Here is a 14032-nt window from a genome sequence, read left to right as displayed (position 1 = left end):
GTTCGTTCGGTGTCATGGCCTATTCACCGGTCCCCATGGGCAGAGCGAGCTCGAAGATCGCCCCGCCCTCGTCACGGTTGTAGATACGCAGCGTGCCGCCGTGGATGTCGGCGACCCATTTGACGACGGCGAGACCGATCCCGGTCGATCCGCCGCCGCTGACGAAGCGTTCGAACAGTTCCGCCGCCCCATCCGGATCGACGCCCGGACCGCGGTCGGCGATGATCACCCTGCCGTCGAGCACGGTGACCTGGATGTCGGCCTCCTCGCCGGGAACGCGGCCGTGGTTCACCGCGTTCCCGATCAGGTTCGCGATCGCGCGCCGCAGCAACGTCGCGTCGCCCTCGACGCGGGTCGGCACCGACGTGACCGAGATCCGGGCACCGTCGGACGGCATGTCCTCGACGAGGATCTCGACCAGTTGATCGAGCATCAACGGCCCCATGGCCGGCTTCTCGACCCCGGCGGTGACCCGGGCACGGCGCGGCCAAAGATCGATGATGTCGCCCATCATCGAGGCGAGCCGGATCGTCCTCGGCAACATCTCGGCCTGCGCCGCCGGGTTCCGCGACGCCGTCTCGGCCAGCGCACGCAAACCGGCCACCGGCGTCTTCAGGTCGTGCACGACTCCGTCGAGGAGCTGGGAAACGCCGTCCAGCAACGACTTCTGCTGTTCCAGCGCCGCGGTCGCCGGCCGCATGGCGCGGCCCGCGATGAAATACCCGGCGGCGCCGAGCCCGAGCACCAGGAGCACGCAGCCGCCGATCACCAGCAGCGTCCACTCGTCGTGCTGCTCGCCGACGGCTTCGGCGTCGGCCACCACGACGACGGCGCCGACGATCTGCTCCGAGGAGTCCTTGATCGGATCGGCGGCGACATAGACGGACCGCCCGGCGGCCGTCCGCTCGTAGCCGGTCTTCGAGCGGTTCGTGCCGGTGGCCTCGGCCGCGAGCCGGTTCAGCAGCCCGTCGTCGACGGGGACGCACTCGCGCTTACCCCGGTACGGCTCGAAATGCGGGGCGGTGCCGGGCAGGACGGCGAACTGCGGGCACTGCTGGTTCACGGTGTCGGTGCCGATGTAGGCGGTGACGATCGCTCCGCCGTCCGCCGCGATCAGCCTGGCCAGCGTCGCGGAGACCTGGCGGACGTCGCTGTCGAGCCGCTGCCTGCCTTGATCGGCGTCCGCCTCGATCAGCAGCCACGCCAGCACCACCAGGCCGAGCGCGTTCATCGCGGTGAACAACAGCGTCAGCAGGCCGCGGAGCCGTCGCAGCCGCCCGGTCGAGGTCTCGGTGCCGGTGTCCGTCACGAGAGCCGGAACCCGACTCCGCGGACCGTCTCCACCGGATCGGGCTCGCCCAGTTTGCGGCGCAGCCGTTTGACGACGGCGTCGACGACGTTGGCCACGGGTTCGTTTTCGAGATCCCAGCAGTGCTCGACGAGGTCCGCCCGCGACACCGTCATCCCGGGGCGGGTCGCGAGGTATTCGAGGATCGCGAATTCGCGGTTGCTCAGGGAGAGCAGCACGCCGCCGCGCCGGACCTCACAGCGCGCGAAATCGACTTCGAGGTCGGCGTGGCGCAACACCGGCGGCCTGCTGTCCCGGCGACGGCACAGGTTCATCACACGCGCCAGCAGCTCCGCCATCACGAAGGGTTTGACCAGGTAGTCGTCCCCGCCGTGTTCGAATCCCTCGATCCGGGCGCTGCTCGAATCCAGCGCGGTCAGGAACAGCACCGGCACGGCCCAGCCCCGCCGCCTGCGCTCGTCGACGAAGCCGATGGCGTCGCCGTCGGGCAGCATCCGGTCGAAGACCGCGCAGTCGTGCGGCCCTCCGGCCGCTTCGAGCGCTTCGGCCGCGGCCGCCAGCGAACCGGCGGCGTCCACGGTGAACGAGGCGGCGCGCAACTCGGCGGACACGGCCATCCGGATGTCCTCGTCGTCCTCGACGACCAGCACCCTCGCGTTCATCGGCATCAGATCCTCGCACCAAAGAGGGAGGTCATGGGGTCACCGTGGGAGATTAGCGTCCCGGGCACCGCGGAACGGGCGATCACCCGGATACGGCCGTCCGGCGGCTCGGCTACCTTGGCCGGGTGCGGATCCTGGTCATCGAAGACGACGAAGCCCTCCGGTCGTCCGTGCACTCGTCCCTGCGTGCCGCCGGGTTCGCCGTCGACGCCGTCGGCGATCTCCGCCCCGCGGACGAAGCGCTGTTCGTCAACGCCTACGACTGTGTGGTGTTCGACCGGATGCTCCCCAGCGGGGACGCGCTGGACTACGTCGAACGGAAACGCGGCACCGGCTGGACCACCCCGGTGCTGTTCCTGACCGCGCTGGGCGATCCCGATCAGCGCGTCGCCGGTTTGCGGCGCGGCGGCGACGACTACCTCGAAAAGCCCTTCGCCATCGCGGAAATGGTGGCGCGGGTGCGCAGCCTCTGCCGCCGCGGCCGGGTCCCGCTGCCGTCGGTGCTGCGGGCCGCGGACCTCGAACTGGACACCGGCAGGCACGAGGTCCGGCGCGGCGGTGTCCTGCTGAGCCTGACCCGCACGGAGTTCGCCGTGCTGCGTTGCCTGCTGGAGAACGCGGGCCATCCGGTTTCCCGTGATCGGCTCATCAGGGCGGGCTGGGACGAGATGGCCGATCCGACGTCCAACGTTCTCGACGTCCTGCTGACGAGTCTCCGGCGGAAGCTGCTGAAGCCACCGTTGATCACCACGGTGCCGAAAGCCGGCTACCGCATCGGCTGACGTCGCCGTCCGGATGTCGTCGCTGAGCAACTCGCCACCTGTCTCCCGCTGGGCCGATACCACCGTCACGAGCGGTGAACCGTGCCGATGATGACGGACACCGGTTCACCGCCGGTTCATTCGAAGCACCTCGCCTTCGGTGCGGTCAGGCGGCCGCACGGCATCCGGTTTCGCGGCCCAGCAACGCGGTCCGGTGGGCATCGGTGAGGGCGGCTCCCGGTTCGACGCCGAGTTCCCGCACGATGATCGCGCGGGCCCGGCGGAACGCGGCGAGCGCTTCGCTGCGCTGACCCGTTTCGTTCAGCACCAGGACCAGCCGTGCCCAAACATGCTCGCGCAGGGGATCTTCGGCGATCAAACCGTGCAGGAGGGCGATCGCGTCGAGGTGCCTGCCCAGCGCGTGGCTGGCTTCGGCCAGGTCTTCGCGTATCTGCACGTGAAGGCGTTCCAGCCGGCCGACTTCGGCGAGGGCGTCCAGGGACCGAAGGCCCTCGAACGGCGTGCCGCGCCACAGATCCAGCGCGTCGGCGAGCAGCTTGGCCGCTCGCTCGTGGTCGCCGTCGCCGAGGGCGTCGCGGCCCTCCGCGGCGTTGCGGCCGACATGGTGGACGTCGGTCTCGTTGCCGTCGACGACGATCCGGTACGCACCGGGCCTGCTCTCGATCCGGGCCCTGTCCGCCGCGGGCGCCAGTGCGCGGCGCAGTCCGCAGATGTAGGACTTCAGGTTGCCCCTTGCCGAGGCCGGAGCGGTTCGGCCATGCCAGGCCGCGTCGATCAGCCGGTCCACGCCGACCCACTTGCCGCGGTCAAGCAGCAGCGCGGTCAGCACGGTGGCGGGCTTGCCCGGCTTGATCTCGAGTGCTGGGTGACCAGGTGCGTTGACCTCGATCGGGCCGAGGAGCTGGAAGAGCATCGGATGTCCCCCCGTGGCGTGCTTGTGCGGTCTGAGGACAGCTTGCCCGGCACGGTATTAGGATTTCATGACAGTCACCGGCCCGCACGGGACGACAGTGCCGATCACGTCGAGTTCGCCGTCGGCGATGGACTCGCCCGACGTCGCGGCCACCGGGTGGCGTTTCGCGCCGATCGGACCGGCGATCATCGAGCTCGGCACCACCACGATCGTCAACACTGTCGTGAGTGTCCATGGTCGTCGGAACGACACTTGTCACTCACGACCCGCGTTCGCGACGCGATCGGTGCCGCCTGGCGGTCCGGCCACCGGCGTGGGGTGGTTCCCCGACCGGCAAGTCGAGCATCTTTTTAGATCGACCGGATACCGAAGTACGATCATCCGGGTGACAGCTTCCCTGGTCACTTGCGATCCGCGTCGCCCGCACATTGTATGGGCGCGGATCAACCGGGCTTATCTCCTCGGACCCCGTCGCACCGTGCGAGAACAGGACCCATGACGAGGAGATCGCAAGCCCGCTCCTGAATGGTGAGATTTAGCGGAGGTGCTGCCGAGAAGGACCCAACCTCGCGTTTCCGTCTCTTTGCTCTTGACCTCCAGAGGGGAATACGACGCCGCATTGCTGAACTCGCTGTGCCGGATGACTTCGGTGAAGAACCAATCGGATCCGATGATGGCCAGAATCGCCGAACTGCCGGCGAGCGCCACCTTGAGCGATGGCGCATCAAGGAGCCTGAACGCATGGATTATCGAGTAACCCGTGACCCCGTATTCGTCATAGTTGATCTCTCCGGCATGCAGGGCGAGCCGAAGACGCATTTGTTCTTCGCACGGGTGAGCCGAATTATGCCTGGCCAATTCCAGCGCGAGCGCATGAGGCAGGCGTTCGACGAACAGGGCCTTCGGAGTCTCGGCACGGGCGAGGATCAAGATCCCGTCACCCCGGTCTTCACGGTGGCATGAAAGCCACGGGATTCCGACGCCTTCGAAGGCCGCTTGCATCGCCTTGTAGAGCCCGCGGCGGATGCGCACCCGGTTCGTGTTGCTGCGGTGGTGTTGCCCGAACCCTTCTATGTCGACCGCGACGATCGTGCAGTGGGCCGCGGCCAGGCCGACCGCGTCGCGAGCCGCGGGGTCGCCGACGTCGAGGCCCAGTGTCGCCGGCGGTGGTGGAGCGGCACTCGACATGATGGCTTCGGGCTCCGGGGTCGATCCGGACGACAGCGCGTAGCAGCCCACGGCGGACGGTTCAGGATGGGCATCGAACCCGTATTGACCAGGAGTTGACATCTGGTTCCTCCCCTTTGACATGCGGCATCGCTGTGGCGGCACCGCCGGGAAGCCAGGCGCCGAAAGGCTCGACGGGCCCTTGCGACCACGACATGCGGCTCGACCGACGGCTTGCCAGGTCGCTTCGAACGATAAGGTGGGGTTACACTGCCTGGCTACACTGCCCGGAGTATCGTGTGGTTACCGTAACCATGCACATGAACCAGCCCGTGCATGACGGCGACCGAACCCGAAGGGAGAAGAAGTGCCACCACCACCGTCTCCGGTGGTCGCAGCATGGGAGCTCGCTCTTCGACTCCGCGAACGCCGCGATCAGTTGAACGTCGACGTCAAGACCATCACCGACGCACTGGGCTTCTCGCGCAACTACTGGTCCGCCGTCGAAAACGAACGCAAAATCCTGTCCGAAGAGAACCTGGTCAGGCTACTGGCGCTTCTCGAGTTCGACGACAGCGAGCGACAGGAGCTCCTCGATTTGCGGCAAGTGGCCAAGGAACGGGGTTGGTGGACCAAGTATTCGAGCTTCCTCGGCAGCGAGATTCAACGCATGTTCGGCCTCGAACTGGGGGCTCAGGGTGTCCGCGAATACGAGAGCCTGATCATTCCCGGGCTGTTGCAGACCGCGGACTACGCGAGGGCGATCATGACACCCGCAGTCGTCGTTCGCCAAGTCGAGGTCGACCAACGTGTCGAGGTCCGCCTGCAGAGACAGCAGCGGCTCCTGAGTGAGAATCCACTTCAGGTCACGGCGATCATCAGCGAAGCCGCGCTCCGGCAGCAGATCGGCGGCCCGGCCACCTTGCGAGGCCAGCTTGACCACCTGGCGGACATGATCGAAGGTCATCCCGAAAGGATCAGGGTTCGTATTATTCCATTTACCGCGAGAGCATGCGGACTCTTCGGCGCATCCACGGTGCACATGATCGATTTCGAAAATCCGAGACTACCCACCGTCGCTTGGCAAGAGACGGTTACCACCTACGACATCATCGACGACCCAACGCAAGTCCGCGATATCACACTGACCTACAGTGACGCATTCGGGCAAGCTTTGGACGAGCGGCAATCACTAGAGATGATCCGCCAATACGCCAGGGACCTAGATTGAACGACGCCGAATTCTCATCGACAACGAAGGCACCGGGAGGCTGGTTCAAAAGCAGCTACTCGAACGCGACCGCCAGCTGCGTGGAAGTGCAGCTGCGAAACGATTCCATCTCCGTGCGCGACAGCAAAGATCGCACGGCGAACCCGCCGACGATCAAATTCAGCCCGGAAAGCTGGAACGCCTTTTTGAGTTCGCTCAAATAAGCTTCACGGCAGAGGAGCCCTTTGCCCGACAATGACGAAACACCGCCCACCTGGCAAGTTCGCCAAGGTAGGGCGGTTTTTTCGTGGGCCCCGGAACACCCGGCAGGCCGATCAGGCCGTCACGGAACACGCTGACACAGAACTGCGACATCGTTCGGACGCATTGACGACAGAGACGAAGCAGTCTCGACATCAGGCACCAGCGCAAAGCTCATTGAGAGGTACCGCACAGGACGGTCGCTCGAATGGGCACGGCCATGGCTGGACCGCGGATGATCGAGATGGAGATCAGAATGAGCGTAGGCACGTTGACAGCGAAGGATCTCGGGCGCGTTCATGTCGTCGGATGCGGCGGGGTCGGGATGAGCGGTCTCGCGGAGATACTGCTGCGCCGGGGTTTCACGGTGTCCGGCAGTGAACGAGGTGACCGGCCGCCGGTGGCGCGTCTGCGTGCGCTGGGTTGCCTTGTCCGCTCGGATCACGGAGAGTCCGCCGTGGACGATGCGGACACCGTCGTGTACTCCACGGCCATTCCCGACGATCACGTGGAACTCGTCGCCGCCAGGCGGCGCGGGTTGCGCGTGCTGCACCGCGCCGAGGCGCTCGCGGCCGTCATGGCCGGCTATCGGAGCGTGGCCGTCACGGGGACGCACGGCAAGACCAGCACCACCGGCATGTTGGTCACCGCGTTGCGCCACAGCGGGATCGATCCGTCCTTCGTGATCGGTGGCGACTTGGTCGGTCACGGGTCGGCCGCGCACGGGCGAAGCGATCTGTTCGTGGCCGAAGCCGACGAAAGCGATCGGTCGTTTCGCCACTACGACCCGAGATTCGCGGTCGTGACCAATATCGATTCCGATCATCTGGACACCTATGGCGACATGGCCGGTCTGCGGGCCGCGTTCCTCCGGTTCTGCGGTCAGGTCCAGCCGGGCGGTTTCGTGGTGACCAGTGCCGACGACCCGCATTGCCGCGCGCTCGCCGTGCACGCGCGGGCGCGGGGAACGACCGTGTACACCTACGGACAGCGTGAAGACGCGGACCTGCGGGTGTCGGGTCTGTCCTCGTCGGCGACCAGGACTCGCTATCGCGCGCGTCTCGACGGCACCCCGCTGGGCGAGGTCACCGTGCCGGTCCCCGGCGCGCACCTCGGGCTCGACTCGGCCGCCGCGTTGCTGACCGCCACCCGTTTGGGCGTCTCCGCGGAGAAGGCGATCGAGGGCTTGGGGATCTACCCGGGGGTGGGCAGGAGATTCGAACTCAAGGGATTCGCCGGTGGTGTGCGGGTTTACGACGATTACGCCGGCCACCACACGGCGCTGGCCGCCTCCCTGCGGACACTGCGGCACGTCGCGGGCAGCGGCAGGCTCATCGCCGTGTGCCAGCCCTGTGGCACCTACCGGACCCGGCGTTTCCGGACCGAAGCGGCCGCGGCGCTCGCCCTGGCCGACCAAGCGATCGTCATGGAGGTGTTCGACCGCACCGCGGCAGGCGAACAAGGTCACCACGGAGCTGAACTGGCACAAGCGATCCCCCTTGCGGCCGAGGCGAAGGCGTTCACGGGCGGCTGGTCCGAAACGATCGGGGAGGTCGTCCGCCGCGCGCGCCCCGGCGACCTCGTCGTGACGCTCGGGGCGGCCCCGATGTCGGCCATGGCCGGCCAAGTGCTCACCGCCCTTCGCGTTCGACGGCCGGGCGGCCACCGATGACGCGGGCCGGGCAGGCGAGTGCCCGGGACTTTCCCAACGCCTGCCGCTCGGGTCGCGCCCCTGTGGTGTGCGAAGTACGGCGTCCGGATCAGGCGATGCGCTCTGTTCGCAGAGGCTGTGCCGCGGTCAGCGTGGTGACCGAAAAGCGTTGGCGGCACGGCGGCCGCGAGGATCTCGCCGCGGTCCGCGCCGCGGTCGAGGTGCCGGTCCTGCTGCGGAACCCGGTCTTCTCCGAGCACCGGCTGTGGGCGGCCAGTGCCTGCGGCGCGGACGCGATCTCACTGGCGCAGGCGGCCCTGACCCCCGAACGGCTGGCCGAACTGCATGGGCTGGCCCTGCGGTCGAATATGACGCCGCTGCTGGAGGTGAGCGATGAACATGGCGCGCGGCTCGCTGCCGAACTGGGCGCGCGGGCGGTCTATCTCGACTTCGCCGACCCAGCGGCCCAAGCCAGGGCAGCGGCGCTGCTGCCGCCGACGACGGTCACGCTGGCCGAGGCGGGCGCCGAGGTGATCTTGCTCGGGGGAAGCGTGCTCGGTGATCTCGTGAGGAGCGAGCCGTGAAGGCGGACGAACGGACGGTCCTGGTGGCCGGTGCGGGCGTCACCGGCCGTGCGGTGGCCCGTGTCCTGAGCGCGGCCGGTGCCCAGGTCACCGTCACCGACGATGACGCCGGCCGGCTCGCCGCCCTCGCGGACATCCCCGGTGTCACGCTTGCCGTCGGGCTCACCGAACCACCGGAGGACATCGACCTGGTGGTCACCAGCACCGGCTGGCGGCTCGACAGCCCGCTTTTCGCCGCCGCCGCCGAGCGCGGGGTCGAGACGATCGGTGAGATCGAACTGGCCTGGCGCATGTCGGCCGAACTGTCCGATCCGCCGACCTGGCTGGTGGTCACCGGTACCAACGGCAAGACCACCACCGTGGGAATGCTGGAATCGATCCTGCGGGCGGCCGGCGTCGACGCGATCGCGTGCGGCAACATCGGGCTGCCGGTGGTGGAGGTGCTCGGGGCAGGCCATCGGGTTCTGGCCGTGGAACTGTCCAGTCATCAGTTGCATTGGTCGCCCTCGGTGCGCCCGGCGGTCGGTGCGCTGCTCAACCTCGCCGAGGACCACCTGGATTGGCACGGCGGCATGGCCGCATACAGCGCGGCCAAAGCACGCGCGCTGACCGGCGCCATCGCCGTCGGCGGAGTCGACGACGCCACGGTGGCAGATCTGCTGGCCGAGGCCCCCGCCGGCCGGAAGGTCGGGTTCACGCTCGGCGAACCCGCACCCGGTCAGCTCGGCATCCGCGACGGCGTGCTGGTGGACCGCGCCTTCGGCGTGGCCGAGCGACTCGTCGAGACCGCCGGAATCCACCCGGCAGGCCCGGCCGGATGGGCCGACGCGCTCGCCGCCGGCGCGGTCGCCCGCGCCTATGGCGTGCCGTCGCAGGCCGTCCGGGACGGCCTGACGCGGTTCCGGCCGGCGGCGCACCGCGGGGAGACGATCGCCGAGGTCGACGGCGTGCGATACGTCGACGACTCCAAGGCGACCAATCCGCACGCGGCGTCGATCTCCTTGCGCGCCCACGAACATGTGGTCTGGCTCGCCGGCGGTCAACTCAAAGGCGCATCGGTGGACGCGCTGATCGCCCAGACCGCCCACCGGCTCCGCGGAGCGGTGCTGATCGGCGCGGATCGAGACCTGTTCGCCGCGGCACTGGCACGACACGCGCCCGACACGCCGGTGCGGATGTCCGACGGGGACATGACCGCCGCGGTGCGAGCGGCGCGCACGATGGCGCGTCCCGGCGACGTGGTGCTGCTGGCTCCCGCGGCGGCGTCGCGGGACATGTTCGCGGACTACGCGCAGCGCGGCGAGATGTTTCAAGCCGCCGTCGGCGCGTTGACCGGCTGAGGCCGATGCCCGGTCCAGACGTCGCGAAAGCCACTTTCGCAACGTTGAAGGTTGCGAAAGTGGCTTTCGCGTCACGTCTGGCATCGCCGGAGCCCGCGACACGACCGGCCGCCCCGCCGGAAGTGTTGCGAAAGCCACTTTCGCAACGTTGAAGGTTGCGAAAGTGGCTTTCGCGTCACGTCACGTCACGTCTGCCTTGTCCACGCGGGCCGTCCAGGGTTTCGGAGCGGGGACGACGGTGGTGATCGCCTTGTGCACCAGCCATTCCAACGGGCCGCGCCGGATCCAGCGCCGCCAGAGTACCGACGCCACGAGCGTCACCAGCACGATCGCGCAGAAGTACACGAACGAGTAGGTCTGCGGACGGCCGATCGCCGATTGGTAGATGAAATGCCCCGCGTACCAGGTCATCGTCATGCCACCGGCCGCCGCCAGCGGCCACAGGAGCCGCCGCCAGATCCGCCGGTCCGTCAGCATCAGGAAACCGCCGAGCAAGGCCGACGCCACACCGATCATGAAAACGATCCCGACGACGCTGGTGGCGTACACGGAATTGGAGCCCGGCATCGCGAACACCTCTTGCCAGACCAGGTCATCCGGCGACCTCCGCTCGAGCAGCTCGTCGACGCCGAAAAGCTTCGAGGCCACCAGGGAGACGGTGACGGCGCCGAGTGCGACGCACGGCCCGGCGACCAGCATCTTGATCCGGACCGCGCGGCCGTGCAGGTCGAGCCTGCCGATGGCCAGCCCCGCCAGCACGAGCGGAATTCCGTAGACGAACTGGAAACCGCTTCCGACGGACACCAGTGTGACGAAGTATTCGCCCCAGCTGCCCGGACGCGCGAGCAACGCGAGACCGTCCGGAGTTTCGGACCGCATCCAGTCCATATGCGCCGACAGCACCCACATCGCATACGTGGTGACAAGCGGGATGGAAATGCCGGAGAGGATGAACAACGTCCTCGGCCGCAGACGTGTGAAGGGCAGCAGGAACACCAGCAGTACGGCATAGACGGCGATGACGGACGGAGCGAATTCGTCGATGCAGAGGCTGATCAACCAGAGCGTCACCGCGCGGACGATCACCCTCAGTACCGCCGTGCGCATCCTTTTCCCTTGGTAGGGCCGGGATCCGCCCGTCATCAGCGCCAACGAAACCCCGGCGAGGAGAACGAACAGGCTCATCGCCCGCGAGGAGGTCTCGACGTTCACCCAGTGCAGCAGCGCCGGACCGGTATCGCGGACCGGACCCGCACTGAACCAGCCGTTCACGCGGAAATGTTCGATGAACACACCGAGGAGCGCCAGTGCGCGCACGACGTCGATACCGAGCAGACGCCCCTTCGGTACACGGTGTCCCTGATCGTTCGTGTGCACTGTGGACACTGCGGGAGTGGTTGGGATCATGGTTGTCATGCTGCGGGCCGGACGTCCGAGGGCAGTGGAAATCGTGTCGCAGTTCTGTCGCAGAAATCCGCCGGGGTCGCCGCGCGCCGACGGCATATCCATAATGGACTGATGGTGTCGATTCTGTTGATCGAGGACGATCCGCTGGTCAGCCGCGGTCTTCAGCTGGCGCTGACCAAACACGGGCATGACGTGCGCGTCGCGGAGACCGGCGAGAAGGGGCTGGCGGAGTTCCGCGCGTCCTCGCCGGATCTGGTGGTGCTCGACGTGATGCTGCCCGGTATAGACGGATTCGAGGTGTGCCGCCGGGTCCGGGCGGACGGCCAGGTGCCGGTCATCATGCTCACCGCCCGCGGCGACGATTTCGACGTCGTCACCGGGCTGGCGGTCGGCGCGGACGACTATGTCGTCAAGCCGGCGCGTCCGGCGGTGCTCGACGCACGGATCCGTGCGGTGCTGCGGCGCGGCACCGGTGCCGACGACGACGTGCGGGTGTACGACGACCTGCGTATCGACGCCGCCGCGCTGACCGTGACCGTGCGCGGGGAGCCGCTGCGGTTGACCCCGACCGAACTGCGCCTGCTGCTGACCTTGTCGCGCACGCCCGGCCGGGTCTTCACCCGGACGCAGCTGCTGGAGGAGGTCTGGGAACACGACTATCTCGGCGACTCGCGGCTGGTCGACAACTGTGTGCAGCGGCTGCGGGCGAAGATCGAGACGGATCCAACCGACCCCGTCTACATCCAGACGGTGCGCGGGTTCGGCTACCGGTTCGGGCCGTTGTGACCGCGTGGCGGCCGTGGCCACGCGGGCTGCGGGCGCGGCTGCTCCTCGCCTTCGTGCTGACCACGGTGCTGGTGGCCGCGGCGGCGGGCGCGGCGAGCGCCGGGTCGGCGAGCAGCTCACTGGTCGACGCCACCCAGCAGCGGCTCACCAAGACCGTCACCGATCAGCTCGGCGCGCTCACGTCACAACTGGACTATCCGCCGGACCAGGACGCGCTCGACCGGCTGCGGTCGGCTTTGGGTCCGGACACCCTGGTGACCTACGCGGCCCTGCGGTCCGAAAACGGGGCCGCCTCCCGCCTGGCCACCGACGCGTTGCACACCGAGGTTCGGCTGCGGCAGCAGCTCGTCACCCAACGGCTGAGCGTCGACGGCGTCCCGTGGCTGGTGATCGGCACCCCCATCATGATCACCGCGCTGGACGGAACCCGCACCCCGTCGGGGATCGAGGTCTACTCCGCGCACGATCTCACCGGCGTGCGGCGGCAAACGGACGCACTGACCCGGGCGGCGGCGATCGCCGCCGCGGCCACGCTCCCGCTGTCGATCCTGCTCGCCCTGCTGGCCGCGGGCGGTGTCCTGCGCCCGGTCCGGCAGCTTCGCGACACCGCGCGCAGGCTGGCTCGCGGCGACCTCGGGGCGCGCACCGAACCGAAGGGCGCCGACGAACTGGCCGAACTCACCGCGACCGTCAACGACATGGCCGAGTCCGTGCAGATGTCGATGACCACGATGGAACGGATGCGCAACGACGCCAAAAGGTTCGCCGCGGACGTCTCCCACGAATTGCGCACCCCGCTCAGCACCCTCACCGCGGTGGTGGAAGTGCTCGCGACCACCGCGGACGGGATGGAGCCCGACGCCAGGGAATCCGCGCGACTGGCCATCACCGAAACCCACCGGCTCGTGAACCTCGTCGAAGATCTGATGGAGATTTCCCGGTTCGACGCCGGAACCGCCCGGCTCCGGCTGGAGGAGGTCGACGCCGCCGACGCCGTGCGCCGCTGCCTGCGTGCTCGCGCCTGGCTCGATGAGGTCGAACTCGAAGCACCGGAAGGAATCCGCCTGCTCGCCGACCGCCGCCGCTTCGACGTCATCGTCGCCAACCTCGTCGGCAACGCCCTGCGCCACGGCGCGCGACCCGTCCGGGTGCGGGTCTCCATGTCCGCCGCCACGGTCCGCGTCGAGGTGACCGACCACGGCCCGGGATTGTCCGAAGACGTGTTGCCGCACGTCTTCGATCGCTTCTACAAGGCCGATACCGGGCGTGCCCGTACCCCGGGCAGTGGGCTCGGCTTGGCGATCGCCAGGGAGAACGCCCGCGCGCACGGCGGCGACCTCGGCGCGGACGACATCCCGGGCGGCGGCGCCCGCTTCGTCCTCGAACTGCCCCGGAATCCGGAGGACAGGTGAAACTCCTACGAGCATTGGCCGTCTGCTTGCTGCTCACGGGCTGTGGCGTGAGCCCGGACGGGCCGACCCCCGGCGGTGACGCCCCGACCGGAGTCGCGCCCGGCGTGACGCTGTACTTCGTCGACGCGCAGCAGCGCTTGCGGCCCGATGAGCGCAAGAGCGGCAGACTGGGTTCGATCGCCGACGCGCTCGCACTGCTGTTCAGCGGAGCCGCTCCCGGCCAGGGCCTGCACACCGAGATCGCGTTGTCCGCGCTCCCCCGGGTCACGGTGACGACCGAACTCGAACTCATCCAGCTCACGCTTCCGTTGGCGCGCCGAGAGGTCTCACCGCTGGGGATCGACCAGATCGTCTGCACCGCGCTCGGCGTCCATGTACAGGGCGGCGGCGCGCGCACGGCCAAAGTACGGCTCGGGTTCACCATCGGGACCACCGAAGCGGACGCGTCGCGCACCTGCCCCTTGATCAAGTGAAACCCGGCGGCGGCGAGGTCGTGAACGGCGCGTTCACGGTGAACGCGCCCGTGACGACCAAACGGGGGTGGGGCC

15 protein-coding genes are annotated in these 14032 nt (G+C 68.2%); 9 read left to right on the top strand and 6 right to left on the bottom strand.

What is annotated here, in order from left to right; translation table 11 throughout:
- Positions 1-19: 19 nt before the first annotated feature.
- Together ACFWIW_RS03615 and ACFWIW_RS03610 are read right to left on the bottom strand one after the other, a co-directional pair.
- On the bottom strand, positions 20-1309 hold the full coding sequence (locus ACFWIW_RS03615) for a sensor histidine kinase (protein WP_378366946.1): 1290 nt from the start codon (positions 1307-1309) through the stop codon (positions 20-22).
- Positions 1306-1977 (bottom strand): response regulator transcription factor, encoded by a 672-nt coding sequence (locus ACFWIW_RS03610; RefSeq protein ID WP_378366945.1) that lies wholly within the window; start codon positions 1975-1977, stop codon positions 1306-1308. The genes ACFWIW_RS03615 and ACFWIW_RS03610 overlap by 4 nt, the downstream gene beginning before the upstream one ends.
- 119 nt (positions 1978-2096) lie before the next feature.
- On the opposite strand from ACFWIW_RS03610, the gene ACFWIW_RS03605 reads away from it, so the two are divergent.
- The gene (locus ACFWIW_RS03605) at positions 2097-2753 is read left to right on the top strand and encodes a response regulator transcription factor (protein WP_378366944.1); all 657 of its coding nucleotides are present in this window, start codon (positions 2097-2099) and stop codon (positions 2751-2753) included.
- 145 nt (positions 2754-2898) lie between these two features.
- Here ACFWIW_RS03605 and ACFWIW_RS03600 read toward each other — a convergent pair whose 3' ends face one another.
- The 3 genes from ACFWIW_RS03600 to ACFWIW_RS03590 all read right to left on the bottom strand — a co-directional run bounded on the left by ACFWIW_RS03600 (position 2899) and on the right by ACFWIW_RS03590 (position 4956).
- On the bottom strand, positions 2899-3666 hold the full coding sequence (locus ACFWIW_RS03600; RefSeq protein WP_378366943.1) for a BTAD domain-containing putative transcriptional regulator: 768 nt from the start codon (positions 3664-3666) through the stop codon (positions 2899-2901).
- A 57-nt stretch (positions 3667-3723) separates the two neighbouring features.
- Positions 3724-3885: a hypothetical protein gene (locus tag ACFWIW_RS03595; RefSeq protein WP_378366942.1), complete on the bottom strand. Its 162-nt coding sequence runs from the start codon at positions 3883-3885 to the stop codon at positions 3724-3726.
- Positions 3886-4119: 234 nt separating this feature from the next.
- Entirely contained in the window at positions 4120-4956 is an 837-nt protein-coding gene (locus ACFWIW_RS03590; RefSeq protein ID WP_378366941.1) for a hypothetical protein, read from the bottom strand.
- A 244-nt stretch (positions 4957-5200) separates the two neighbouring features.
- Here ACFWIW_RS03590 and ACFWIW_RS03585 point away from each other — a divergent pair, with 244 nt between their 5' ends.
- From ACFWIW_RS03585 to murD, 5 genes are all read left to right on the top strand, one after another.
- On the top strand, positions 5201-6064 hold the full coding sequence (locus ACFWIW_RS03585) for a helix-turn-helix domain-containing protein (RefSeq protein WP_378366940.1): 864 nt from the start codon (positions 5201-5203) through the stop codon (positions 6062-6064).
- The gene (locus ACFWIW_RS03580; RefSeq protein ID WP_378366939.1) at positions 6061-6267 is read left to right on the top strand and encodes a DUF397 domain-containing protein; all 207 of its coding nucleotides are present in this window, start codon (positions 6061-6063) and stop codon (positions 6265-6267) included. The genes ACFWIW_RS03585 and ACFWIW_RS03580 overlap by 4 nt, the downstream gene beginning before the upstream one ends.
- A 293-nt stretch (positions 6268-6560) precedes the next feature.
- Positions 6561-7976: a UDP-N-acetylmuramate--L-alanine ligase gene (murC, locus tag ACFWIW_RS03575; RefSeq protein WP_378366938.1), complete on the top strand. Its 1416-nt coding sequence runs from the start codon at positions 6561-6563 to the stop codon at positions 7974-7976.
- Entirely contained in the window at positions 7973-8539 is a 567-nt protein-coding gene (locus tag ACFWIW_RS03570; RefSeq protein ID WP_378366937.1) for a hypothetical protein, read from the top strand. The genes murC and ACFWIW_RS03570 overlap by 4 nt, the downstream gene beginning before the upstream one ends.
- A complete protein-coding gene (gene murD, locus ACFWIW_RS03565) occupies positions 8536-9879 on the top strand; it encodes a UDP-N-acetylmuramoyl-L-alanine--D-glutamate ligase (RefSeq protein ID WP_378366936.1) in 1344 nt (447 codons plus the stop codon). Before ACFWIW_RS03570 ends, murD begins: the two co-directional genes overlap by 4 nt.
- Positions 9880-10059: 180 nt before the next feature.
- Here murD and ACFWIW_RS03560 read toward each other — a convergent pair whose 3' ends face one another.
- Positions 10060-11286 carry a DUF418 domain-containing protein gene (locus ACFWIW_RS03560; RefSeq protein WP_378366935.1) on the bottom strand — a complete coding sequence of 409 codons (1227 nt, stop codon included), beginning with the start codon at positions 11284-11286 and terminating at the stop codon, positions 10060-10062.
- 111 nt (positions 11287-11397) lie between these two features.
- On the opposite strand from ACFWIW_RS03560, the gene ACFWIW_RS03555 reads away from it, so the two are divergent.
- The 3 genes from ACFWIW_RS03555 to ACFWIW_RS03545 are packed head-to-tail and all read left to right on the top strand — an operon-like array spanning position 11398 to position 13957.
- Positions 11398-12072, top strand: a complete 675-nt coding sequence (locus ACFWIW_RS03555; RefSeq protein ID WP_378366934.1) for a response regulator — start codon at positions 11398-11400, stop codon at positions 12070-12072.
- Complete coding sequence (locus ACFWIW_RS03550; protein ID WP_378366933.1) at positions 12069-13484, top strand: ATP-binding protein; 1416 nt, start codon at positions 12069-12071, stop codon at positions 13482-13484. Before ACFWIW_RS03555 ends, ACFWIW_RS03550 begins: the two co-directional genes overlap by 4 nt.
- A complete protein-coding gene (locus tag ACFWIW_RS03545; RefSeq protein ID WP_378366932.1) occupies positions 13481-13957 on the top strand; it encodes a hypothetical protein in 477 nt (158 codons plus the stop codon). The genes ACFWIW_RS03550 and ACFWIW_RS03545 overlap by 4 nt, the downstream gene beginning before the upstream one ends.
- Positions 13958-14032 lie beyond the last annotated feature (75 nt).

The organism is Amycolatopsis sp. NPDC058340 (genome assembly GCF_042723975.1).
Taxonomy (GTDB): Bacteria; Actinomycetota; Actinomycetes; order Mycobacteriales; family Pseudonocardiaceae; genus Amycolatopsis.
The sequence above is the reverse complement of the archived record's forward strand: the minus strand, read 5'-3'. Positions and strand labels throughout refer to the sequence as shown.

Excerpts from the sequence above, each read along its gene's own strand:
- ACFWIW_RS03555 (WP_378366934.1), top strand. The coding sequence starts at position 11,398 with ATGGTGTCGATTCTGTTGATCGAGGACGATCCGCTGGTCAGCCGCGGT.
- ACFWIW_RS03570 (WP_378366937.1), top strand. The coding sequence starts at position 7,973 with ATGACGCGGGCCGGGCAGGCGAGTGCCCGGGACTTTCCCAACGCCTGC.
- murC (WP_378366938.1), top strand. The coding sequence starts at position 6,561 with ATGAGCGTAGGCACGTTGACAGCGAAGGATCTCGGGCGCGTTCATGTC.
- ACFWIW_RS03560 (WP_378366935.1), bottom strand. The coding sequence starts at position 11,286 with ATGATCCCAACCACTCCCGCAGTGTCCACAGTGCACACGAACGATCAG.
- ACFWIW_RS03600 (WP_378366943.1), bottom strand. The coding sequence starts at position 3,666 with ATGCTCTTCCAGCTCCTCGGCCCGATCGAGGTCAACGCACCTGGTCAC.
- ACFWIW_RS03610 (WP_378366945.1), bottom strand. The coding sequence starts at position 1,977 with ATGCCGATGAACGCGAGGGTGCTGGTCGTCGAGGACGACGAGGACATC.
- ACFWIW_RS03590 (WP_378366941.1), bottom strand. The coding sequence starts at position 4,956 with ATGTCAACTCCTGGTCAATACGGGTTCGATGCCCATCCTGAACCGTCC.